This is a genomic window from Henriciella marina (assembly GCF_027213945.1).
GTDB classification, from domain to species: Bacteria; Pseudomonadota; Alphaproteobacteria; order Caulobacterales; family Hyphomonadaceae; genus Henriciella; species Henriciella marina_A.
Map to the genome: position 1 here is coordinate 435,783 of NZ_JAPWGW010000003.1, position 23,058 is coordinate 458,840.

Here is a 23,058-nt window from a genome sequence, read left to right on the forward strand (position 1 = left end):
GCCTCGCCTCTCGCTTTCAAGCCGCGGGTCTGCTTTGATGGCGAAAACCAGAGTTCGGGCTGAGGGAGTAATTACGATGACTTATAGATGGCTGGCTGCAATGGGCCTTCTGGCGCTGGGTGCCTGTTCGAACCCCTCTGGCGACGAGGCAGCAACCGCACCTGAAGAAACCGCCGGTGAAGCGGTAGAGGCAAGCCAGAGCGTCTATACGATCATGGTGAGCGGCACGAAGATTGGCGACATGGTCGTCGACCGCGCGGGCAACGATATCACCGTCGATTACGAATACCGCAATAATGGCCGCGGGCCGACCATGGCTGAAGAGATCACGCTGGACGAGGACGGCGTACCTGTTTCCTGGACAGTGACCGGCAATACGACATTCGGAAATGCGGTGGAGGAAAGCTTCAGCCTAGAAGATGGCGCGGCAAGCTGGACCGACTCAACTGGAAGCGGCGAAGCGGATGTAAGTGAGCCATCGGTCTATATCGCACAGTCAGGGACGCCCTACGCGCTGGCCGTCTATGCAGGCGCGCTTCTGGCCGATGATGACCGCTCCATGCCGGCGCTGCCTGCAGGCTCTCTCAGTCTTGAAGAACTGGACAGCGTACAGCTTACCGCTGGCGAGGAGACCGTCGATGCGATGGTCTATGGCCTGATCGGGCCAGAACTCGACCCGACCTATTTCCTTATGGACGCTGACAGCCAGGAGTATCTTGGCCTCATCACGCCGGAATTCCTGATCATCCGTGAAGGCCTGGAAGGCGACGATGTCATGCTGCGTGAGCGGGCGGTGCAGTACTCGACCGAACGGTTCGAGGCGCTGCAGGCCGAGCATGCACGCAATTTCGATGCGCCCGTCCGCGTGTCCAATGTGCGCATCTATGACCCCGAGACCATGACGCTTGGCGAGCCATCCTCTGTCCTCGTCGAGGATGATCAGATCACGGCCATTGAGGCCGCCGATGCTAGCGGCGAAGGCGAATATGTCATCGACGGCAATGGCGGCACACTCATCGCGGGCCTGTCGGACATGCACGGCCATATGGGGCAGAACTCAGCGCTTCTGAACGTGCTGGCTGGCGTCACTTTCGTGCGCGATATGGGCAATGACAATGAGGTGCTCGGTGAGCTGATCAACAAGATCGAGAACGGCACGCTGGCTGGCCCGCGTATCGTCCGCTCCAGCTTCATCGAAGGCAAGAGCCCCTACAATTCCAATAACGGCATCATCGTCACCAGTCAGGAAGAAGCCAATGAAGCGGTCCGCACCTCCTGCGAGGCCGGACACTTCTTCATGATCAAGATCTACAACTCCATGAAGGGTGAGTGGGTGCCAGAAATGGTCGATATCGCGCATGAGTGTGGGTTGAAGGTTGCAGGGCACGTCCCGGCTTTCTCACGCGCGAATGCAATGGTGGAAGCCGGCTATGATGAGCTGACCCATATCAACCAGGTGATGCTGGGCTGGGTGCTCGAAGAAGAAGAAGACACGCGCACGCTCCTTCGCCTGACCGCGCTATCGCGCCTTCCGGATGTCGATCTGGATAGCCCGCAGGTTCAGAAAACCATCGATTTGATGGTGGAGAACGATGTCTCCATCGACCCGACGCTGGCGATCCATGAGGCGCTTCTCCTGTCGCGCAATGGCGAGACGCGGGCCGGTGTCGCCGATTATATCGACCACATGCCGGTTGGTGTGCAGCGGGGCGCCAAACAGGCCTGGTCGAACATCGAGACCCCGGAAGATGATGCGGCCTATGCTGGCGCGTTCGACCAGATTGTCGAGACGCTATCGAAGATGCGCGAAGCCGGTATCACGATCTGGTTCGGCACCGATATGGGCGGCGCCTTCAACCAGCACCGCGAAATGGAGCTCTACCAGGACGTCGGCTTCACCCCCGGCGAAATCCTGACACGCTCCACGCAGGAGGCGGCCGACTATCTCGGCATGGGCGACGAAATTGGCTCCATCGAGACTGGCAAGAAAGCTGACTTCTTCCTGGTGCCGGGCAATCCGCTGGATGACCTTGCCGCGATCAAGACCGTACAGCTCGTCATGAAAGATGGCACCGCCTACTTCCCGAGCGAGATCTATCCAGCCTTTGGCATCGAGCCATTCGTGGACGCGCCTGAAGTGGTGGCACCTGATGCGGCCGAGGCGGAGTGACAGACATTGTCATTCACGTCGACGCTGATGCCTGCCCGGTAAAGGACGAGGTCTACAAGGTGGCGGTGCGGCATGAGCTGCCGGTCAACATTGTGGCCAACAGCTTCATGCGCGTGCCGCAGCACAGGCTGTTCACGCGTGTGACGGTGCCTGAAGGCCCGGATATAGCCGATGACTGGATCGCAGAGCGGGCCGGACCTCATACGATCGTGATTACGTCCGACATCCTGCTGGCAGAGCGCTGCATCAAGGTCGGTGCGCGCGTCCTGTCGCCCAAGGGCAAGGCATTCACCGCGAACTCCATCGGTCAGGCCGTCGCGACGCGGGCGATCATGGAAGACCTGCGCGGTATGGGTGAGCAGACGAGCGGGCCAGCCGCCTTCAAGCCGGCCGACCGGTCAAACTTCCTGTCGGCGCTGGAAGTGGAAATCCAGAAGCTGAAGCGCGCGCGTTAGCGCTTTCTGGCAACGATGAAGTGGGCCGTGATGCCCTTCTTGTCGGGATAAAAACTCTCGACCTGCTCGAACCCAGCCTCGTCTAACAGGCTGTCGAGGTCCGTTTTCGAAAGATAAGTGACGTGCGGCGCCTTTCTGGCAAGCTTCATCAAAGGAATGAGAAACCGAAGCATCGAATAGCCATCCTTCAGGCAGGCCGTGCTCTGGATGAAGTAGCCGCCCGGTTTCAGGAGAGCGCGGACCTTTTTCGTGACGGCCTCCGGGTCGCGGCAGAGGTGAAGGATGTTGAGCCCGAGGACGACATCGAAACTATGGCCGTCCGGGTCGAAGTCCTCAATGCCAATGCGTTGGAAATCGACATTCTGGATATCGGCTTCAGCAGCCTTTACCCGGCCGACATCAAGCATGTTCTGAGCGAGGTCGGTTGCCAGTATGTAATTGACGTGAGGCGCGTGCAGGAGCGCTGTTGAGCCAGTCCCGCAGCCAAACTCGAAAACGCTACTCTGCGGCGTCAGATATTTTCGCGTGATCGCGAGCTTCTTCTCATAGGTTTCCTGGTCCGAGACAGGCTGGCTGGCGTATTTCGACGCCAGCCTGTCCCAGAAGCGTTGATCGCTCTTCGACGCTGATTTCATGTCCCCTGCCCCCGATGTCCCGACCTTACGCTTTAGGCGCCCGCATGAGGTCAGGGTCAAGGTCTTCCAGGGACGTGGCACCAAGAAGCGCCATGATGCGCCGAAATTCGTCTTCCAGAATTGCGAGCGCCTTCTCGACGCCCCGTTCGCCGCCGGCCCCGAGGCCATAAAGCGAGGCGCGACCGAGCGCGACACCCGTTGCGCCGCGCATGAGGAGTTTCGCGATATGCGCGCCGCGCCGCACGCCGCCATCGGCGATGATGTCTGCGCGCCCGGCAACAGCCTCTACGATTTCAGGCAACAGGTCGATGACCGGTACGGCCGTATCAAGCTGGCGGCCGCCATGATTGGAGACCCAGACCGCATCCGCGCCAATCTCGATGGCGCGCTTTGCATCCTCGCCGCGCGAGATGCCCTTGATCGCAAAGCCCCCTTCCCACGCGTCCCGCATCCAGCTGACATCATCCCAGGTTGTCGAGCGCGAGAATTGCTCGTTTACAAAGCCGATCACGCCCCCCGTTTCACCTGCATTTCCGCCGCGCAGGTGAGCAAAATTAGCTGGGGTTATTCGCGGTGTGCGTACCAGGTCCCAGAGCCAGCGTGGCCGGGCTAGAATCTGGCTGGCGACTTTCAGGTTCGGGCTGGGCGGGATTGAAAAATGGTTGCGCGGGTCGCGTTCCCGGTTGCCCGCGACGGGCATATCGACGGTCAGGATGCAGCCTGCGAAGCCAGCTGCCTTTGCCCGCTTCAGGAAAGTCTTCACGATCTCCCGGTCGTGCCAGACATAGAGCTGGACCCATTTCGGACCGGGATTGGCCTCCGCAATCGCCTCCAGCGTATGAGAGGCGAGCGTCGAGCAGGCATAGATGACCTTCTTCGCATTGGCGGCGCCCGCCATGGCGAGCTCTCCCTGTGCCGGGTGGAACAGGCGCGTCGATGCTGTGGGCGAAATGAAAAAGGGAAGACGCGTCTTCTGCTGCATGATTGTCGTCGAACAGTCGATCTTGGAGACGTCGCGGAGGGTGCGCCAGGTCAGTTGATAGTCATCGAAGCGGCTGACTGAGTGTTTGAGCGTAACCTCGTCATCTGCGCCGCCATCGATATAGTCGAAGACCATGCGCGGCAGGCGCGCCTTCGCCATGGTACGCAGGTCATCAATGTTTACGGCGCGGTCGAGCTTCATTTCAGGTCTGCTCTCTCTGTGTCGGGCCGGGCGGCGGGACCGGAAGATCGATAGCGCTCGCAATCAGACTGCGTCAATCTTGGCCGGAGCGGGAACGCCTGACAATAGAGCGGCGTTTTTCCCATATCATAATCCGTCTACGTTGGAGATCGTCGTGACAGACAAGGAAATCGAAGAAGAGGCTTCTGAAGGCCTGAAGGACCAGAAGATCCGCCCGGCCGGCAAGGAGTCACAGAAGAATCCGCCGAAGGACTGGGACAATGTGGATGAGGAGCTGGATGAGACCTTCCCGGCAAGCGATCCACCTGCCAACTATTAGGAAGCGCCCCGCTGAAACGGGATGCGCCCGCACGCCATACGGCATGCGGGCGCTTTCGTGTTCCGGTGTCGGTTAGCGCCGAATCTCAGGGTCGAGCGATCTCGGCGAATGAGCGCGCCAGCATATGCGCGCCCGCCCTCTTCAGCCGCGCGGCGAGACCACTATCGGCATGCGCGCCGCCGGTAAATCCGCAAACCATCATCCCCGCCGCGCAGCCGGCCCGAACGCCGTTTTCACTGTCCTCGATGACGAGGCAGTTTGAGGCAGGGACGCCCAGTTTCTTTGCGGCGAGCAGGAAGAGATCCGGCGCGGGTTTGCCGTTCTCCACGAGATCGGCGGAATAGACATGGGGTCCAAACGCCGATGCCAACCCGGTCAGATCAAGCTTGCGATGAAGCTTGTCCTGCTCTGAGGAAGAGGCAACGGCCACGGGGCCGCCGAAATTGCTCGCGAGGTCGAGCGCGCCTTCTATCGCCGAAAGCTCCGCCTCAAAGCGCGACCAGATCGCGGCCTGTATGATCACCGGGAAATCGGCAGGCAGGTCTATGCGCCGGTCCTCAGCGTCCTGCCGCAGCGCGGCGTGATAGTCGCGATTATGGAGGCCGACAAAGCGGGAGAGGTAGGTTTCATTGTCATAGGCGAGGCCCCAACCGGACAGGTGCTCACGCTCGACCGCAATGGCGATGACCTCTGAATCGACCAGCACGCCATCGCAATCGAAGATGATGGCCTCTGGTCTTTCCACCTAGCGACGCCCGAACAGCTTTTCGATGTCGGCGAGTTTCAGCTCAACATAGGTCGGGCGGCCATGGTTGCACTGGCCTGAATAGGGCGTCGCTTCCATCTGGCGCAGCAGCGCGTTCATCTCATCGGCATTGAGACGGCGGCCCGCGCGCACCGCCCCGCCCTTGCAGGCCATATTGCCCATGATGTCCTCAAATCGCTCTTTCAGGGCGAGGCCTTCTTCATATTCGGCAAAGTCGTCTGCGAGGTCCTTGATGAGGCCTGCGGCGTCCATATTGCCGAAGAGGGCGGGCGTCGCGCGGACGCAAACGGCCCCTGCCCCGAAGGCTTCGATCTCAAGGCCCATCTCGGCAAGCTCGTCGGCGCGGTCAATGACGCGGGCGGCTTCGTCCTCAGTCAGTTCGACCACTTCGGGGATGAGGAGCGCCTGGCGCTTGACGCCATCGGCGGCCATCTGCGCCTTCATCTGCTCATAGACGAGACGCTCATGGGCCGCGTGCTGGTCGACGATGACGATGCCGTCGCGCGTCTGGGCGACGACATAGGTCTCGTGAAGCTGGGCGCGGGCGACGCCGAGCGGGAAGTCGTGTTGGGACGGCTCAGGCTGAGGCTCGAACCGGGCGGACGGGGCGTCGTAGCGGGCGCTATCCTCAGCGAAGCCGGAAGCGGGGGCGTGCGGCGCGGCCCAGTCCGGCATGGGCTGGGAGGGCGCCTGCGGACGCGGAGGCGTGCTGCCATGGCTATCGCGGAACAGGCTGGATCGGTCCCACACCGATGGCTGGGGCAGCGGCTGGTCCTTCGGGCGGTCTTCACCCTGCATCTTGCCAAGGGCATAGCCTGCGACCGTCGTGCTGGCGCGGTGCCCGGCAGCGGCGAGGGTATGGCGGAGCGTGCCGATGATGAGGCCGCGCACATTGCCGGCATCGCGGAAGCGGACTTCGGTCTTGGCCGGGTGGACGTTCACGTCGACAAGCTCAGGGTCGCAATCGACGAAGAGCGCGGCCATGGGGTGGCGGTCGCGCGCGAGGAAATCCTGATAGGCCGCACGGATGACGCCGGTCAGCATGCGGTCCTTTACCGGGCGGCCATTCACGAAAAGGAACTGGTATTGCGCGTTGCCGCGGTTGAGCGTCGGAAGGCCCGCAAAGCCGGAAAGAGTGACGCCGTCGCGTTCTGCCTCAATGGCGAGGGCGTTCTCACGAAACTCGCGGCCCATGATGGAGCCGAGGCGCTCCAAGTCACCTTCAGGCGTTGCCTGATGGGCGGCATAGCGGAAGACGTTGCGGCCATTGCTTTCCAGAGAAATGGAGACGTCCGCATTGGCCATGGCGAGGCGTTTGACCGCGTCGGTAACCGCCATCGTCTCGGCGCGTTCCGACTTCATGAATTTGAGGCGCGCAGGCGTCGCGTGGAAAAGGTCGCGGACTTCGATCCGCGTGCCGGTCTCTCCCCTGCCGGTCCAGGCGGCGGGCTTCGGTCCTTCAATGCGGCCCGCCTCAACGAAGACTTCGGACGCGTCTTCGTCCTCAGCCTTGGAGGTCAGCGTCATGCGCGACACGCTGGCGATGGAGGGCAGCGCCTCGCCGCGAAAACCCATTGTGTGGATGTTGAGAAGATCAATCCGGCCATCTTCGCCGGGCGCAAGCTTCGAGGTCGCGTGACGCTCCAGCGCCATCAGAATTTCAGGCCCGCTCATGCCGCAGCCATCATCTTCAATGATGATCCGTTTGAGCCCGCCGCCTTCGATCGTGACAGAAATGGCGCGCGCGCCTGCGTCCAGCGCGTTTTCGACAAGCTCTTTCACCGCCGCGGCCGGGCGTTCCACGACTTCACCGGCCGCAATACGGTTCACCGCATCAGGCGGAAGCTGGCGGATCGTCGGCCGGGAGGTGAGGCGTGCAGAATCAGGCATGAGCCGGTCAGTGTATCAGGCTTTGACTGCGGGCTGCAGGGGGCCAACCCAGATACAAAAAGGGCGGCCCGTAGGAGCCGCCCTCTTCTATTTCTTTGACGAAGTGAACCCTAGCGGTTCGGGTCGCGGACGGCGTCAGAGGCTTCGTCGATATTGCTTTCTTCCATGTCACCGGCTTCGTCGACATCAATCTGGCCGAGGAGTGGCATTGGTAGGTCGGCAGTCTCTTCGATGCCTTCTGGCGCACCGACGACGATGAAGGTGAAATTCGATGGCTGAAGATACTCAGCTGCGATGCGGTTCACATCTTCCAGCGTCACCGCTTCGACCATGGCGTTGCGACGGTCGAAATAGTCGACGCCGAGGTCTTCCAGACGCGCGCTCATCAGGCCGGAAGCGATTTTTGCATTGCTGTCGAAGGAGAGCGGGTAAGAGCCTGTGAGATACGCTTTTGCGTCGGACAGTTCCTGTTCGGTGATGCCTTCGGCAACAATCGATTCCATCTGGGCGGTGATGCCCGCGATAAAGTCGGCTGCGCTCTCATTCTTGGTCTGGCCGCCGCCAGTCCAGAGGTTGAGGTGATCGCTGGTCGAAAGACCGGTATAGATACCGTAGGTGAGGCCCTTTTCTACGCGCAGATCCTTCATCAGACGGCTTTCGAAGCCGCCCCCGCCAAAGGTGTAGTTCAGCACATAGGCGGGAAAGAAGTCGTCATCGTCACGTGCCATGGCAGGCGCAGTGAAGGTCACGAGGCTTTGCGGCTGAGGCAGGTCCACGACGACGGGTGCCGTCAGCGGATCGTTGAGCGCCACGTCTTCGATACCTTCAACATCAGACGTCGCCGGAAGGCCTGCCAGCGCCTCGTCGAGAAGCGGCGCCAGTTCTTCAGGTGTCATCGCGCCGACAGCAGTCACATAGAGGCGGTCGCCTGCCATGATCGCATCCTTGCGCTGTGCCACCATTTCAGTGGTGAGCGCATTGATGCTGTCAGCGGTCTTGATACGCGAGAAAGGATGGTCCGGCATGAGCGCCTGCGCGCGGGCGCGGCCAGCGAGGAAGCCAGCATTGGTTTCGCGCGTACGGATGCCAATCAGCTCTTCACGCTGGAAACGCTGAAATGGCTCCTGGTCGAAACGCGGCTCGTTCAGTGCGAGCGCGATCATTTCCATCGCTTCGTTCGCATTGTCCGTCAGCATATTGGCCGAGCAATAGGTCGTCTCGCTATCGGCGCCGCAGCTGAAGCCCATATTGAGCTCTTCCATGCGGGTCGCAAAGGCGAGCGAGTCCATCTCACCAGCGCCCTCATTCATAAGGTAGGTGACAGCGTCGGTGAGGCCTTCCATACCTTCCGGGTCGGTTGCAGAGCCGGTTTCCCACGCCATGCGCAGCGCCATGATCGGAATGGACTGCTCCTCGACCAGCCAGACGGAAATACCGCCCGGCGTGGTGAATTGCTGGATGGTGGCGAAGTCGCCTTCGTGCACGGTCACGTCGATACCGGTCGAGGCCTCGATGGTTGCCTGTTCCTGCGCAAGCGCCAGTGGCGCAGCAGCGAAAAGGGCGGCAGCCATTGCGCTGCCCGCAGCTAGTTTGAGCTTATTCATCGGTCTGGCTCTCCTCAGCGGCCTGCTCTTCTTCAGGAAGCAGGTGGGCCTCGATATAGTTCTTGTCTTCGCCGAGTACGCGGCGGAGCGCGGCAATGGCGTCATCAGCCGTGACGCGGCGAATGTCGTCTGGATAGTTCATGACGTCCTCGACCGTGCCGCCAACAGCAAGCGTGCGGCCATAAAGGTTCGCCATGCCCGCCTGACTGTCACGCTGATAGATGGCCGACGCGGCGAGAGAATTGCGCGAACGCTCAACCTCTTCATCGGTGAAGCCATTGGCCAGAACGTCGTTCACGACAGCCATGTAGGCCTCTTCGAGCGCCTCCAGCGTGACGCCATCGCTTGGGGATGCCGACAGGACGGTTGGCGCCGTGTCATGCAGGGACAGCCAGGCGCCAGCAGAGGCGTCGTTGGCGATCTTCTGGTCTTCGACGAGGGCCTGATAGAGGCGGCTGGTGCGGCCGCCGCCCAGCACATCGAGCGCCACGTTCAGCGCATAGGCGAACTCGCGGTCCTGCGTGAAGGAGGTGGAGAGGTACCAGCGTTCCCATTCCGGCTGGCGGACTTTCGGGTCGCTATGGGTGATAAGCTGGGTCTCGGCCAGCGGCTGAACATCCTGCCAGCCACGTTGCGGTGGCTCGGTATTTGCCGACTCGATCTGACCATAGGTGCGCTCGGCCAGGGTGCGGACGTCTTCAGGGGTGATGTCACCTGCAACAATCAGGATCGTTTCCGATGGTGTGTACCATTTGTTGTAGAAGTCGAGACCGTCCTGCGGGGTCAGCGCGCCGACCTCTTCCATCTTGCCGATGACGGTGATGTTGTAGGGGTGATCCCGATAGAGCGCGGTCATCACCTGCTCCTGCAGAATGACGCCCGGATTGTTGTCGATGCGCTGGCGGCGCTCTTCCTTGACGACGTCGCGCTCTGAGATGAATGGGCCTTCTGGATCATCATTGATGATCAGGTCGGTCATCCGCTCGGCTTCGAGCTCCATCATCCGCTCAAGCTGGGTTTTCGCGACGCGCTCATAATAGGCGGTGTAGTCCCAGGAGGTGAAAGCGTTGAGCTGGCCGCCATTGCGCTGAACGATGGTGGTGAACTCTTCAGGACCGATATCGTCGGTTTCCTTGAACATGACATGCTCAAAGAGATGCGCGATGCCTGATTTGCCGGGGTCTTCATCGACCGCGCCGACCTTGTACCACACCATGTGGGTGACAACCGGCGCGCGATTGTCCGGAAGGACGACGACGTCCATTCCATTGTCGAGTTCAAATGTCGTCGGCGCCCATTCCGCCTCCGACGTATCAGCAAAGGCGATGCCGGCGCCAAGACTTGCTGCTGCCAGACCCCCCGCAAGAAAAGCTTTCATCATATTCCTCCGTAAAGCTGTCTGGTATTTGGCAGGTAAGATCGCGGCTTACGTGCCTGGAAGTTTGATCCGCTCCCCGCTGCCGCGCTGGATCGAGACAGGCTGGTCGCCCGTCGCGCTGTCAGAGATCGTGCCGTCGCCGGTATAGGAGATGATCTGGTCGGCATCTTCCGGCGTCTTGCGCACAAGGCCGCCTTCTTCATAGTCGACGATGGAGCGGATACGCGGGTTGACCGCGTTTGCGCCCGCGGTCGTTACCAGGGCGCGCTCTGATGCGCTGGCATCGGCGCCAAGCTGGGTGCCGAATGCGGCGACCGTGGTGTCGCGGGACGCGTCTGCTTCGACCGGAACAGTCGTACCGGCGCGGGGCGGGCGAAGATTGTATTCCGGCGGAACCGAAAGCGGCGCTTTCGTCACGACGCGGAACTCATCCGGCCCCGCATTGCTGGAGCCGCCACCACCACCTGGAAGGATGGAACAGCCACCGGCGGCGAGCAGCATGCTCATCGCGGCCGCGGTCAGGATCGATTGTTTAGGCGCCATCTTCATGTCTCTCCACTCCACTCAAGCGGGATTGTGTTCATCCGGTTTCGAGCGCGACATTAAAAACTGATCGAGAAACAGCAAGAGCGCGCCCACAGTAATTGCCGCGTCAGCAATATTGAAAACCCATGGAAAGCCAACAGCGACGCCGCCAATATAGGTACCGAACCACGGGCCTGAAAAATCGAGGAAGTCGACGACAGCGCCGAAGCGGACGCGGTCGATGAGATTTCCGACGGCCCCGCCAATGACGAGGGACAGCGACAGCGCGGTAAACCAGCGCTCTGCCCGGGTAAGCCAGTAGGCGAACCCGATCGCGATTCCCGTGGTCACGAGAACCAGGATCCAGCGCATGATGCCCGAAGACTGGAAGGTGCCGAAGCTGATTCCGCGATTCCACAGCATTGTAAGGTCGAAGACCGAGGACAGCTCGATCCGGCCACAACGAATGGAAGGGTCGAGACAGGCAAGTGCGTTGAAAGCCGGGGTTTCAAGCACAGCCCATTTCGTCAGCTGGTCGGCAATAATCACCAGGGCGATCAGCGCCGCCCATCTCCAGACATGACTGGCAGCGTTCATCAGCTCTTTTCCCTGATTTCGCGCACAGCTTCAGCGTCGCGCGGTGTGATGTCCGGATAGGCCGGGTCAGCGGTTTTCGGATCGAAATACTTCCAGCTTCGGGCGCATTTGATGCCGTCAGCCTTCTTCGGAAGCACGGCCACACCCGGCGTATCGTCAAGGTGGTAGGCCGCCAGCGTACCGGCGCCGTCTATCAGTTCAGCGCCAGACGTGATGAAGATATCGGCAGGGCTTTCACCCTCAAAGGCTTCGATCAGCGACTTTTCCTGAATGTAGACTTCCGGAGCAGCCTCAAGCGAAGCACCAATGCGTTTCTCGCGGCGCTCGACTTCCAGTGCGCCTGTGACAACGCGGCGGACCTTGAAGATCTTCTCCCAGCGCGCGGCATGGGCGGCATCGAGCCAGCTTTCCGGCGTTTCCGGGAAGGTGAGCAGGTGCACACTGTCGGCCTTGCCCGCGATATGGCTTATCAGGAAGGCTTCTTCGGTCGTGAACGGCATGATCGGGGCAAGCCAGACCAGAAGCCGCTCCAGCACCAGCGCCATGACGGTGCGGGTCGAGCGGCGGCGGAGGTCGGACGGCGCATCGCAATAGAGGCTATCCTTGCGGATATCGAAATAGATGGCCGACAGGTCCACGCCGCAGAAGTTCAGCATGGCCGACATGACGCGTTTAAAGTCGAAGGCCGCATAGGATTTACGGATCAGCGCGTCGCTTTCCGCAAGGCGGTGCAGGACCCAGCGTTCAAGGCCCGGCATGTCCTTGGCGTCGACCGCTTCGGCCTCATCATAGCCGTCGAGCGCACCGAGAAGGTAGCGCAGCGTATTGCGCAGGCGACGATAGGATTCGGCGTTCGTTTTCAGGATATCGTCAGAGATACGCAGGTCTTCGGTGAAGTCAGAAGACGCCGTCCAGAGGCGCAGGATCTCGATGCCGAACTGGTCAGCGACCTTTTGCGGCTCAACGGTATTGCCGAGGGATTTCGACATCTTCTTGCCCTCGGAATCGACGATGAAACCGTGGGTGACGACCTGTTTGTAAGGCGCCATGCTGCGCGTTGCGCAGTTCTCGAGAAGCGAGGACTGGAACCAGCCGCGATGCTGGTCAGAGCCTTCGAGATAGACGTCGGCTTGGCCGGTCTTCTCATCGATGATGCCGCGATCGCGAAGGGTGAAGGCGTGGGTCGTGCCGCTATCGAACCAGACGTCGAGCACGTCGGTGACCTTCTCCCAGCCTGCCGGGTCTGCGATCCCGTCGAGGAATTTGGCAGGCTCAGCCGAGAACCAGGCCTCAACGCCTTCAGCCGCGATGGCATCGAGGATACGTTTGTTGACTTCGAGCGCCTTGTCTTCAGGCAGGGCGTAAGTGTGCGGCTCGCCGCCCGGGCTGACCAGAAGCGTGATCGGCACGCCCCAGTTACGCTGGCGCGAGATGAGCCAGTCAGGACGGTCGGCGACCATCGAGGTGATGCGGTTGCGCAGCTGCGGCGGCACGAAGCCGGTGTCTTCCAGCGCTTTCAGCGCCAGATCGCGCAGCGGCGCGCTGCCATTCGTGCCCGGCTTGTCCATGGCGATGAACCATTGCGGGGTCGCCCGGCGGATAACCGGCGCCTTGGAACGCCAGGAGTGCGCATCGCGGATCACGGTCACACCGCGCGAGAGGAGGTTACCCGCCTCGGTCAGGAGGCGCATGACTTCCTGATTGGCCTTGCCCTGTTCACCGCGCTTCTTGCCGGAAGTGCGGATGATATCGAGCCCCTGCAGCGCCTCTGGCAGCTCAGGATGCTCATAGACGCCGTCCTCATTGACGATGTCGCGGATGTCGCTGGCTGTGTGGCCATTGGCGATCCAGACGAGGAAGTCGTCCTCACCATGAGCTGGCGCTGTGTGAACAAAGCCGGTACCGGCATCGTCGGTGACGTGGTCGCCGGCGAGCATCGGCACGTCGTGCTTGTAGAAGTCGGAGAGCTCGTTCAGCGGGTGCGAAAGCGTCCAGCCTTTGGGATCGACATCGCTCACACGCTTGAAACCGGAGACTTTCGCGCTGTCCATCACGGCCTCAGCGAGAGCGTCGGCAAGGACATACTTGTCGCCGGGCGCGGCGAACGGGGCAAAGCCGAGCTCTTCCTCACTCATCACGGTTTCGACCTCATAAAGGCCGTAGGAGATGTCTGGATTGAAGCTGACCGCCTGGTTTGCAGGGATCGTCCAAGGCGTCGTCGTCCAGATGACAACTGAGAAGTCTTCGCCTTGAACAGGAAACTTAACCCAGATCACCGGCACCTTGCGGTCGTGATACTCGACTTCGGCTTCGGCGAGGGCGGTGCGCTCTACCGGGGACCACATGATCGGCTTGGAGCCGCGCACGAGGCGGCCGGACATGGCGACCGACAGGAACTCGCGAACCGTGGCCGCTTCGGACTCAAAGTTCATGGTGAGGTATGGGTTGTCCCAGTCGCCCTCTACCCCGCAGCGGCGGAAGCCCTGTTTCTGGACCTCGATCCACTTGGCGGCATAGGCGCGGCAGGCGGCGCGGAACTCGTCGCCCGGCACGTCATCCTTGCCGCGTCCCTTGGAGCGGAATTCTTCCTCGACTTTCCATTCGATCGGCAAGCCGTGACAGTCCCAGCCCGGGATGTAGGAGGCGTCATAGCCGAGCATCTGGTGGCCGCGCACGACAAGGTCCTTGAGAATCTTGTTCATGGCGGTGCCAAGGTGGATCGGACCGTTCGCATAGGGCGGACCGTCATGCAGGATGAAGGGCTTCGCACCGCGTGCCTTTGCCTCTTCACGCATGCGGTCATAGAGGCGCATTTCGTCCCAGCGCTCGATCCATTTCGGCTCTGCCTTTGGCAGGCCGCCGCGCATCGGGAATTCGGTTTTCGGCAGGAAGAGCGTGTCGCGATAGTCGTTCGCGTTTGTCTTGGTGTCGTCGGTCATAGCAGGTAAGTCAGTCTCGAATTAGCAGGTCGGTTGCAAGCGGAAATAGCAAGGCCCCGGCACCGCGCTTCACCTACCAGAGGGCAGATCAGCACGCCGCCGGGCGGCTAATTCGAATTATGAAAGCGGGATCGCCGTACAACATGGGCGAAGCGTCTAGCAGGCAGCCCGCAATGTGTCACCCGCCAAAGGCGCGGCGCACCTATTGTCCGAAGAAGTCGTCTGCCACGCCCGGCACGATGGCAAGGAAATTGTCGAGATTGATCCTGATGTTCGCTTCGCTCATGCCGCCATCGAGGATGACATAGCGAGAAACACCGACCGAATCCTGAAGGCGCCAGACACTGACGGCGGCGCGTTCCAGATTGGCCTTGTTCACCTTGTCCAGCGTGACCGCGTCCGTGGCCTCGAATCGCGAACTCATGATGATGCCGCGGCAGGCGCCTTCATCGCAGGCCGTGCCTTCCATGTAGTAGGTCAGGCCGTTCGGCGTTTCGGCACGGAGGGAGTTTTCAGTCGTCTCACCGAAGGCTACAACTTCGTGCCCCGCATCAGTCGCAAAGCGTTCAAGGTCATCCAGCGAGACGGACTGGACTGTGGCCTGCGCACTGGCAGCGCCAGCAAAGGCGAGCATTGCGGCGATCGCATAGATGGATTTCATTTTGGGCGTCCCTTCGAATGTGCGTCCTGAATTAACTACACGAACGGGACAGAAAGTCAGGAGTTGCTAGCGGGCTGCGGACAGGAGCCGGCGCGCCTCTTCCTTGTCGCGGTGCATCTGCTCGACCATGTCGTCCAGCGAAGGGAAATGCGCTTCTGCGCGCTGGAAGCGGACAAGCGCGACCTCAATGTACTGGCCGTATATGTCGCGGTCGAAGTCGAAGATGTAGGTTTCAAGCAGTGGGTCGCGCAGCCCGGTCGTCGGCGTACGGCCGAAATTGGCGACGCCATCCAGCCAGTCGCCTGTGCCAGCGATACGCACGCGCACAGCATACACGCCGTGGCGCGGATGGATCAGCGGCCCAAGGCGGATGTTCGCTGTCGGAAAGCCGATTGTGCGGCCGCGCTGCTCACCCTTTTCGACATGCCCATCTGCAATCCAGTCATGGCCCAGCATTTCTGCGGCACGCTGGGGGTCGCCTGCGATCAGCGCTTCGCGGATGGCAGTCGATGAGGCCTTGATAGCCTCCGGGCCTTCGACTTTTTCGACAACCGTCACGTCGAAGCCAAAGGACCGGCCGAGGGAAGAGAGCCGGTCAGCGTCACCCATGCGCCCACGCCCGAAACGGAAATCGAAGCCGACAGCGACATGGCTGACGCCAAGGCCCTTATGCAGGACATGGCGACAGAATTCCTCATCGGTCATCGAGGCCATCTGCCCGTTGAACGGGAGCTCGAACACCGCCTTCGCGCCCAGCTCCATCAGCCGCTGATTGCGGCGGGCTGGGCGGTAGAGGCGGAATGGCGGGTCGTTGGGACGGAAATAGGCACGTGGCGGGGGCTCAAAGGTTGCGATGCCAAGCGACGGACCTTCAACACGCGCGGCATCTATGACCGCGCGGTGGCCCGGATGGACACCGTCGAAATTGCCAAGCGCGACCGAATAGCCGCGCGCCGAGTCAGGCAGATTTCTATAGTCGGCATGAACCGCCATCAGCGCGCTCTACGCCTCCCTGGCCGGAACCATGACCTTGGCCTCACCAGCCACAACGGCCTTGTCATTGACAAGGCAGGTAATCTTGAGGGTGACTCGGTTGCCGCGTTCGAACATCTCCGTGATCTCTGCGCGGGCGGTCACCGTGTCCCCGATAAAGACAGGGCGGCGGAAACGCATTTCCAGATGGGTGAAGATCGCACCTGGGCCCGGCAGGTCATTGCCAAGGATACCGGAAATATAGGACGCGGTCAGGGCGCCATGTGCGATGCGCTGACCGAACGGGGTCTTCCTGGCATACTCCTCATCCATGTGGATGGGGTTGTAATCACCCGATACCTTGGCGAAGAGGTCGATATCCTCAGCCGTGATTGTATGGACGGTCTCATGCGCCATGCCGACGCTGAGTTCCTCAAACTTGTATCCATCCTTCGCGCTCATGCGGGTATCTCCGAAGCTATTTTTCCGGTCTGTTACAATGGGAAGGACGTTTCGTCACCACTTTAGAGCGGGCATGGCCCAGCGGGCTTCAGCGTCGTATTCGGCCAGCAGGGTTTCAAGTTCGCTTTCAAAGTCGCTGCCGTGCTCTGCGAGGCCCGTGCCGACATAGAGCGCGTCAAAGCCCTGATCGGCAGCACCGCGCATGTCTGTGGCCGGGCTGTCACCGATGCAGAGGACGCTTTCAGGCGCCTTGCCGCGAATCTCTGCCGCCCGCGCCAGAGACAGTCGGTAGATCGGGTCGTGCGGCTTTCCGGGATAGATGACCTTACCGCCCTCTTCCTCATAGATCGCGGCAAGCGCACCTGCACACCAGATAAGCTGGTCGCCAACCCGGACTTTGATGTCCGGATTGGCGCAGATCATGGGCAGACCGCGCTTCGCGCCGACTTTCAGCTCTTCACGGTAGGCCTCCGGATCGTCCTTCTTTTCATCCTCGAGACCGACGCAAAGAACGGTTTCGGCGTCTTCAGGAGACGCGAAATCAAGGTCGAGCCCTTCGTAGAGAAACTTGTCCCGCTCCCAGCCGCTATCGACCCCGAGGCGCCAGATTTTCTCATCGCTGCGGCGAGAAAGCTCATCGCGCGTCGCATCGCCTGACGATACGCAGTCATCGAAAACCGCATCCGGCACGCCCATTGGACGGAAGTAGGATATAACCTGCTGTTTCGGCACGGGCGCGTTCGTAATGAGAACTACGGTGCCACCGCCTTCACGGAACTTCACCAGCGCCTCGCAGGCCGGGTCAAAGGCCTTGCGGCCATTATGGATCACGCCCCAGACATCGCAGAGGATCGTATCGTATTCTTCGGCAATCTCGCCGAGCCCGGAAATATGCTGAGGTTTCGTCATGGCGGGTCAGTTAGTTGCCGCGACATGTCGGGTCAAACCGGAAGTGCGCAGGATCAGCCAAAGGCCGACAGGCGGTCGATGAATTCCTGCGGCGGTGCCGTTTCCTGCATCAGGGACGACTTGATCGGCTTTGGCGCGCCGAAGACATGCCCCTGTCCGAACGGGATGTCGTATTCGAGGATTTCGACAACGCCGACTTCCTCTTCCATCTTCTCGGCAATCAGCGTCACACCATAGCGTGAGCAGACCGCCGCAACTTCCTCGCCAGCCAGGCGGCGATTGATATTGGACACGGGGCGCGGGCCAGACGGATCACGCAGCTGTTCGATAAGCGTGTCGCCATTCACCTTCACGAAGCGAACGCCTGATTCCTGAAGGCGCGGCAGGTCGAGGGTGAGATCGCTGGCGTGATCGATTGAGAAACGGAAGCCAAGCTGGATCAGTTTTTCCATACCTTCGCGCATCTGGCGCGAGCGGTTCTCGAAACGATCTGCCGGGATCTCGAAGATCAGCGCTCCAGCAAGATCCCGGTTCTCTTTCATGAATTCAAGAAAGTGCGGGAAGAATTGCGGGTCTGTGAGCGAGTTTGGCGAGATGTTGCAGAAGACGCCGACGCGGCGGTCCCGTTCTGCCAGACGACGCACAATCTGCACGCAGCGGAACAGGAGCATATTGTCCAGCACACCGAGCAGCCGGGCACGGCGGGCGGCTTCGAGGAAATCAGCTGGCAGCAGGATCGAGCCATCAGCCTCACGAAGGCGTGTAAAGCCTTCATAGAAAGCGACGCGGCGCTGGGGCAGCGATACGATCGGCTGGAGATGAAGGTCGACGCGCCCGTCCTGAAGCGCGGCCTTAACCGTCCGCAGCAGCGCATCATCCTGCGGCGCGATCGGCTCGCTTGTCTCACGCGACAGCTTGGTTTCGAAGCTCTTGGCGAGACGGTCGATAAGGCCTTCGAGCTGGCGCATCTCGGTCACGAGAGCATCACGGCGCTCTGAAAGCTCACTTTTGAGCGAGGCTTCGACTTCCTGGCTGCGCGTTTCGATACGCGTCATGCGCTTGTCGTTTTCCTCATAGGAAAGCTCAAGCGCATCAATCCGGTCCGAGCCTTCGGCCGTGGAAATAACGTGAGAGAAGAGCAGATGAAACTGGCCCAACAGCGCCGTCGTCACCGCGCCAAGCGCAATCGCGACGGGAATGCTCAAACCTGCATAGGAAACAAGCCCGAAACCGAGCGCGCTGCCGAGTGCGATATACAGGATGAAGAGTATTCCGGTCATACTGGTAATGTGCCCCGTCGTCGATGAAACTTAATAATAAGCCTCAAAATGTTAACGAATTGGTAGTATAGGAACTGATTTGCGTGACTTGCCAATGCGCGAGATGGCGACAAGCTCCGTGACAAACATGACACAGCTTTCATAATTGACAGCCCGCGCCACAGAATTCGCTTTCGACGGGTGCCCATTCCCTTTAGTTAAATTTCGTGTGCCGAAGCCTGAATGTCCGCGGCCAATTTGGCCGGACGGGGGCGTCTCGGGGGAGACCGGGGTCCTGCACCAGCAGGACCCCGATGCTTTTTCTAGCCACCATTCATGTGCAGGAAACGCGTGCCTGTGAAGGGCCAGTTTTCACCAAATTGACCATCTACGCAGGCGATTTCGACGCGCGAGACTTCGTCCACGGTAATGTCATTGCGCGCAATGTCTGGTGCCCCGCAGGGCTGGATGACCAAGGTGTGCCAGTTTTCGTCCACATCGCGATAATCGACGCGGTAGCTGAGGCGGTCATTCATGCCCGTCGTCGCCTCGACCTTCAGGTCGCCCGTATAGAAGACAACCGTGTCCTCCATAACTTCATGTCCAGACTCCAGCAGGGCGGCATCGAAACCACCGGCAGGTGCGTCGTCCTCAACGAAGATCAACGCGTCGGAGACCTCATAGGCGCGGTTCAGCCCGTCGATGACGGAGCTGAGCCCCGCCGGACCGCTGACTGGGAGAGGTCCCGGCCTGCCCGCCTGCCAGCTGATATTGCGGACCTCATCCAGCCCTTCGATATCTTCGGAACGAAGGGAGTAGAGAAACAGACCGTCGAGCCGCGCCAGCTCTCTGCTGTCGATCTGGTTGCCGACGCCAGCCGGCGCCCCGAACACGAGCCGTTTGCCCCCTGCCCGCGCGAACAGGCAGATGGACGTGTCTGACCGGCTGCATGGCTCTATCGCGAAATCCGCTGGACGCACTTCGCGTTGTGGTGCTGCGACTTCTTCGACAACGTCTTTGCGGCCTGGCAATTCGGGCCCGCGAACATCGCAGGCGGCAAGCAGAATAACTGAAGCCAAAAGGATAACAGGCGCGCGCATGAGCGATTAACCGATCCGCATCGTGTCCGGTTCGGCGATCACCGGGTTTTCGAGTGTGCCGACATTTCCAATCTCGACGCGGACCGTATCACCGGGCTTCAGCCATGTTGGTGGGCTGAGGCCTGCGCCGACGCCCGCAGGGGTGCCGGTAAAGATGACGTCGCCCGGCTCCAGCGTGAAGGCGGCAGTGAGGTGCGCAATCTGGTCTGCAATCGAGTGGATCATGTCAGAGAGCTTCGCTTCCTGGCGTAACTCGTCATTGACATAGCAACGGATCGCTTGCGGGCCCAGCTCTCCCACCTCGTCCAGGGTGACGAGATACGGGCCGAATGGCGCATGCGTGTCGAAGCCCTTGCCCATGATCATGGTCGGACTTGCCTTCTGCCAGTCTCGGACCGAGCAATCGCAGCCGCAACTGACGCCCGCGATGATGTCGAACGCTTTCTCCCTGGGCACGTGGCGGCCATACTTGCCAATGACCAGGACGAGTTCAGCTTCATAATCCAGTTGCTGCGAAACCTTGGGCACGTGGATCGGCGAACCCGGCCCGTTCGCAGCGGTCGACTGTTTGTTGAACCACTTCTGCACTTCGGGCTTGTCGTTCGAGATGAAGCTGACGCTTTCGGCAACATGAGCGGCGTAGTTAAGGCCGATGGCGAGGATCTTGCCCGGCCTGATAACGGGCTGGCGGAGCTTCACATCGCTGAGCATGAGTTTCGTGCCATCGCGGGCAGCTGTTTCAAGTGACTGCAGGTCGCCAAGGTGCTGGCTGAGGCAGCCTTTAGCTGCGACGAGGACCGCGTCACTCTCTACAAGCCCGCACCAGACTTCACCTTCGTGTTCAAGATTTGCCCATCTCATGTGGCTTATCTGCCTCCCCTCAATGGAAATCGGATGTCTGGCGCGCGTAGCAGGTTTCTACCCGGCCGATACACCTCTATCGATAGCGTTCAGGTCTAGTATGAATTGCCGGGAGTGCAATGGAATCCGGAATTAGGGCACGCGAATGCAGCCTCTCGGCTATTCTCGCTCCGGGTATCCTCCTCCGGATGCCGCCCTATCAGCGCAGCTATGCCTGGCAGGGTGATGAGGTCGGCGAGCTGCTGAGCGACCTGTGGCGAGCGTCCAGCCGGGGAAAGCACCATTTCATTGGCGCGATCGTTCTGGTCGAGATGGATGATCGCAGCTTTCTTGTCGTGGATGGCCAGCAGCGCCTCACCACACTCTCCATGATCCTCGCCGTCCTGCGCGACCTGGAGACCGACCCGCACTACAAGGCCCTGGCGCATACGATGATCGGGGACCCGGACAGGGCGAGCCAAGGCGACGACAATGCCTGGCGCCTGACGCTCAACCATATCGACACGCCATATTTCCGCGAAGCCGTACAGACCGAAGGCGCGACGCGCCTGCGGGACGCCGAAGCCGGCCAGGCCACCAATCACGGGCGTATGTCGACAAATCTCGACCTGATCGAGGCCTACCTCACCCGGCTCAACGGAAATCAGCGCAGACAGCTTTTCGAGACAATCCGCGACAGGATCATGCTGGTGCGCGTTGTCGTGCCGGACTGGGACGGCGGCTATGACGTGTTTCGCGTGCTGAATACCCGCGGAAAGGCACCTAATACGCACGACATCATCAAGACCGAAATCCTGCAGCGCGGCGATTTCTCCGAAGGAGAAGCGAACGCCCATGCCCGGCGCTGGCTGGACCATGAGTCCAGGCTGGGCGCGAACGGGCTGGATGATCTTCTCAACTATATCCGCCAGCTTTACTCGCGGAGTTCCAAGGGCAAGGTCGCGGCCGAATTCTCCAGAGCCGTCCTTTCAAAGGTGGATGCACGCACGTTTCTGGACGAGCACCTGCCAGACTATGTCAGCACCTACAATGCGATCCTGCGCGGTGAGCCCGACTACGGCGCGTTTACCGATGCGGTACGCGGCCCCATCAATCATCTGCGCCTGCTGGACCATCATCTCTGGCGCGTGCCGGCGCTGGCCTATCTCTATCGCCAGCGGGAGAATGGCGCCGAAGCCGCAGAGTTCTTCAGGCTGCTGGAGCGGTTCGGCTTTGTCATGATGCTCTACGTCACCAATGGCGACGCACGGCGAAAACAGTATGCGCGGCTGACCAAGGCCATACTGGACGGAAAGTCGCTCTTTCACCGTAACGGGCCGCTCAATTTCTCCCGCGAGGACAAGCGCCGGATCCGCGAGCGGCTGACCGGCAGGTTCGTCAATTTCATGCAACGCAGGGCTGTTGCCCTTCGGCTCAATGCGGCGCTTGAGAATGGCGAGCAAATCTCCGCGGAAGAAGATGCAAGCGTCGAACACGTGCTGCCGCGGATCGTGCCGGAAGATAGCCACTGGAACAGGATCTGGCCGAGCGCAGCGGTGCAGAGAGAGCTGGCTGAAACGGCGGGCAATTTCGTCATCGTGCCGCGCCACGTGAACAGGATCGCCGACCGGCTGGAGTTTCGGGAGAAGAAGAAGCTCTATTTCGCCGAGGGCGTCAGGGTATTCGCGCTGACCGAAGACCTGCGCGGAAGAGAGACATGGACGCCGGACGATGTACGTGAGCGCACCGAGCAGCTCGTCGACATTCTGATGGGGGTCTGGTTTCCCGATCCGCAGCGCTAGCGCGCTTGACGGGATGTATGGAAAACTAGCTGAGTGTCTCGCCAGCTGTTTCAGCATCCGCATAAGCCGCGGCCATCTGGTCAGCGGAGAGACGCGCACCGTCAATGACACCAGCCAGAAGGCGAAGCGCCGCCTCGGTCTCGCGGCGTTCACGGCTGGCCGCGCCTTCAACGACACCGGTCGCCTCAGCAAAGCTGCGATAGCATTTCTGCGCAGTGACAAGCGCGCTCTCGAAACTGATAAGGTCGGCGCGCTGAACGTCACCCGACTGCAGCAGTGCCGTCGCGATGAGGTCGAGCTCCTGAAGGCTGCGTGCAGCAGCCGATGCATCGGCCTCAACGGTTGCATAGATTGCAGCCGGTTCTTCTGCCGAGGCTGCGATGGTCTGCGCATAGCTGAGCGAGGATGCGTCGCTGGCAGACTGCTCTGCGCCGAACAGCATGTCCGCAAGACCGGAGAGACCACCCGCCTGCCTCACCCAGCCTTCATCCGCCGCCATGGCCTCGAATGCCTGCGCCCGCTCGCGGACTTCAGATTGCTGGTCCGTCAGTTCTGTCTCAACGATTGCCTGTTTGGACACCATTGAAACTGT

Annotated in this window: 21 protein-coding genes; 4 read left to right on the top strand and 17 right to left on the bottom strand. The window is 60.8% G+C overall.

Translation table 11 applies throughout. The annotated features are described in order from the left end of the window. Positions 1–76 precede the first annotated feature (76 nt). Entirely contained in the window at positions 77–2,170 is a 2,094-nt protein-coding gene (locus tag O4G74_RS11370) for an amidohydrolase family protein (protein ID WP_269402728.1), read from the top strand. Beyond that, a complete protein-coding gene (locus tag O4G74_RS11375) occupies positions 2,167–2,625 on the top strand; it encodes a YaiI/YqxD family protein (RefSeq protein WP_269402729.1) in 459 nt (152 codons plus the stop codon). The genes O4G74_RS11370 and O4G74_RS11375 overlap by 4 nt, the downstream gene beginning before the upstream one ends. On the opposite strand, the gene O4G74_RS11380 is transcribed toward O4G74_RS11375, so the two are convergent. Beyond that, positions 2,622–3,260 carry a class I SAM-dependent methyltransferase gene (locus tag O4G74_RS11380; protein WP_269402730.1) on the bottom strand — a complete coding sequence of 213 codons (639 nt, stop codon included), beginning with the start codon at positions 3,258–3,260 and terminating at the stop codon, positions 2,622–2,624. The two genes, O4G74_RS11375 and O4G74_RS11380, sit on opposite strands and share 4 nt — an antisense overlap. Positions 3,261–3,285: 25 nt before the next feature. Beyond that, the gene (locus tag O4G74_RS11385) at positions 3,286–4,443 is read right to left on the bottom strand and encodes an alpha-hydroxy acid oxidase (protein ID WP_269402731.1); all 1,158 of its coding nucleotides are present in this window, start codon (positions 4,441–4,443) and stop codon (positions 3,286–3,288) included. Between the two features lie 154 nt (positions 4,444–4,597). Between O4G74_RS11385 and O4G74_RS11390 the strand changes: the two genes are divergently transcribed. After that, positions 4,598–4,762, top strand: a complete 165-nt coding sequence (locus tag O4G74_RS11390; RefSeq protein ID WP_269402732.1) for a hypothetical protein — start codon at positions 4,598–4,600, stop codon at positions 4,760–4,762. An 85-nt stretch (positions 4,763–4,847) separates the two neighbouring features. Here the strand turns inward: O4G74_RS11390 and O4G74_RS11395 are convergent, their stop codons facing one another. The 14 genes from O4G74_RS11395 to O4G74_RS11460 form a co-directional block, all read right to left on the bottom strand. Then, complete coding sequence (locus O4G74_RS11395; RefSeq protein WP_269402733.1) at positions 4,848–5,507, bottom strand: HAD family hydrolase; 660 nt, start codon at positions 5,505–5,507, stop codon at positions 4,848–4,850. Beyond that, positions 5,508–7,418 (bottom strand): DNA mismatch repair endonuclease MutL, encoded by a 1,911-nt coding sequence (mutL, locus tag O4G74_RS11400; protein ID WP_269402734.1) that lies wholly within the window; start codon positions 7,416–7,418, stop codon positions 5,508–5,510. 110 nt (positions 7,419–7,528) lie between these two features. Next, complete coding sequence (locus O4G74_RS11405) at positions 7,529–9,022, bottom strand: M16 family metallopeptidase (RefSeq protein WP_269402735.1); 1,494 nt, start codon at positions 9,020–9,022, stop codon at positions 7,529–7,531. Beyond that, on the bottom strand, positions 9,015–10,400 hold the full coding sequence (locus tag O4G74_RS11410; protein ID WP_269402736.1) for a M16 family metallopeptidase: 1,386 nt from the start codon (positions 10,398–10,400) through the stop codon (positions 9,015–9,017). The genes O4G74_RS11405 and O4G74_RS11410 overlap by 8 nt, the downstream gene beginning before the upstream one ends. Positions 10,401–10,448: 48 nt before the next feature. Then, positions 10,449–10,943, bottom strand: coding sequence for a DUF3035 domain-containing protein (locus tag O4G74_RS11415; protein WP_269402737.1), 495 nt, complete (start codon positions 10,941–10,943; stop codon positions 10,449–10,451). A 21-nt stretch (positions 10,944–10,964) separates the two neighbouring features. Next, entirely contained in the window at positions 10,965–11,522 is a 558-nt protein-coding gene (lspA, locus tag O4G74_RS11420; protein WP_269402738.1) for a signal peptidase II, read from the bottom strand. Then, entirely contained in the window at positions 11,522–14,461 is a 2,940-nt protein-coding gene (gene ileS, locus O4G74_RS11425) for an isoleucine--tRNA ligase (RefSeq protein ID WP_269402739.1), read from the bottom strand. Before ileS ends, lspA begins: the two co-directional genes overlap by 1 nt. A 202-nt stretch (positions 14,462–14,663) precedes the next feature. Next, positions 14,664–15,122 (bottom strand): YbjN domain-containing protein, encoded by a 459-nt coding sequence (locus O4G74_RS11430; protein ID WP_269402740.1) that lies wholly within the window; start codon positions 15,120–15,122, stop codon positions 14,664–14,666. Between the two features lie 66 nt (positions 15,123–15,188). After that, positions 15,189–16,115, bottom strand: a complete 927-nt coding sequence (gene ribF / locus O4G74_RS11435; protein ID WP_269402741.1) for a riboflavin biosynthesis protein RibF — start codon at positions 16,113–16,115, stop codon at positions 15,189–15,191. A 9-nt stretch (positions 16,116–16,124) separates the two neighbouring features. Next, complete coding sequence (locus tag O4G74_RS11440) at positions 16,125–16,556, bottom strand: MaoC family dehydratase (RefSeq protein ID WP_269402742.1); 432 nt, start codon at positions 16,554–16,556, stop codon at positions 16,125–16,127. A 54-nt stretch (positions 16,557–16,610) separates the two neighbouring features. Continuing rightward, a complete protein-coding gene (locus O4G74_RS11445) occupies positions 16,611–17,465 on the bottom strand; it encodes a TIGR01459 family HAD-type hydrolase (RefSeq protein WP_269402743.1) in 855 nt (284 codons plus the stop codon). Positions 17,466–17,518: 53 nt separating this feature from the next. Beyond that, positions 17,519–18,745, bottom strand: coding sequence for an EAL domain-containing protein (locus O4G74_RS11450; RefSeq protein ID WP_269402744.1), 1,227 nt, complete (start codon positions 18,743–18,745; stop codon positions 17,519–17,521). 302 nt (positions 18,746–19,047) lie between these two features. Next, positions 19,048–19,803, bottom strand: coding sequence for a hypothetical protein (locus O4G74_RS11455; protein WP_269402745.1), 756 nt, complete (start codon positions 19,801–19,803; stop codon positions 19,048–19,050). A 27-nt stretch (positions 19,804–19,830) separates the two neighbouring features. Continuing rightward, a complete protein-coding gene (locus O4G74_RS11460) occupies positions 19,831–20,685 on the bottom strand; it encodes a fumarylacetoacetate hydrolase family protein (protein ID WP_269402746.1) in 855 nt (284 codons plus the stop codon). 119 nt (positions 20,686–20,804) lie between these two features. On the opposite strand from O4G74_RS11460, the gene O4G74_RS11465 reads away from it, so the two are divergent. Next, positions 20,805–22,466 carry a DUF262 domain-containing protein gene (locus O4G74_RS11465; RefSeq protein WP_269402747.1) on the top strand — a complete coding sequence of 554 codons (1,662 nt, stop codon included), beginning with the start codon at positions 20,805–20,807 and terminating at the stop codon, positions 22,464–22,466. A 25-nt stretch (positions 22,467–22,491) separates the two neighbouring features. Here O4G74_RS11465 and O4G74_RS11470 read toward each other — a convergent pair whose 3' ends face one another. Next, the gene (locus O4G74_RS11470; RefSeq protein ID WP_269402748.1) at positions 22,492–23,049 is read right to left on the bottom strand and encodes a hypothetical protein; all 558 of its coding nucleotides are present in this window, start codon (positions 23,047–23,049) and stop codon (positions 22,492–22,494) included. Between the last annotated feature and the right edge of the window lie 9 nt (positions 23,050–23,058).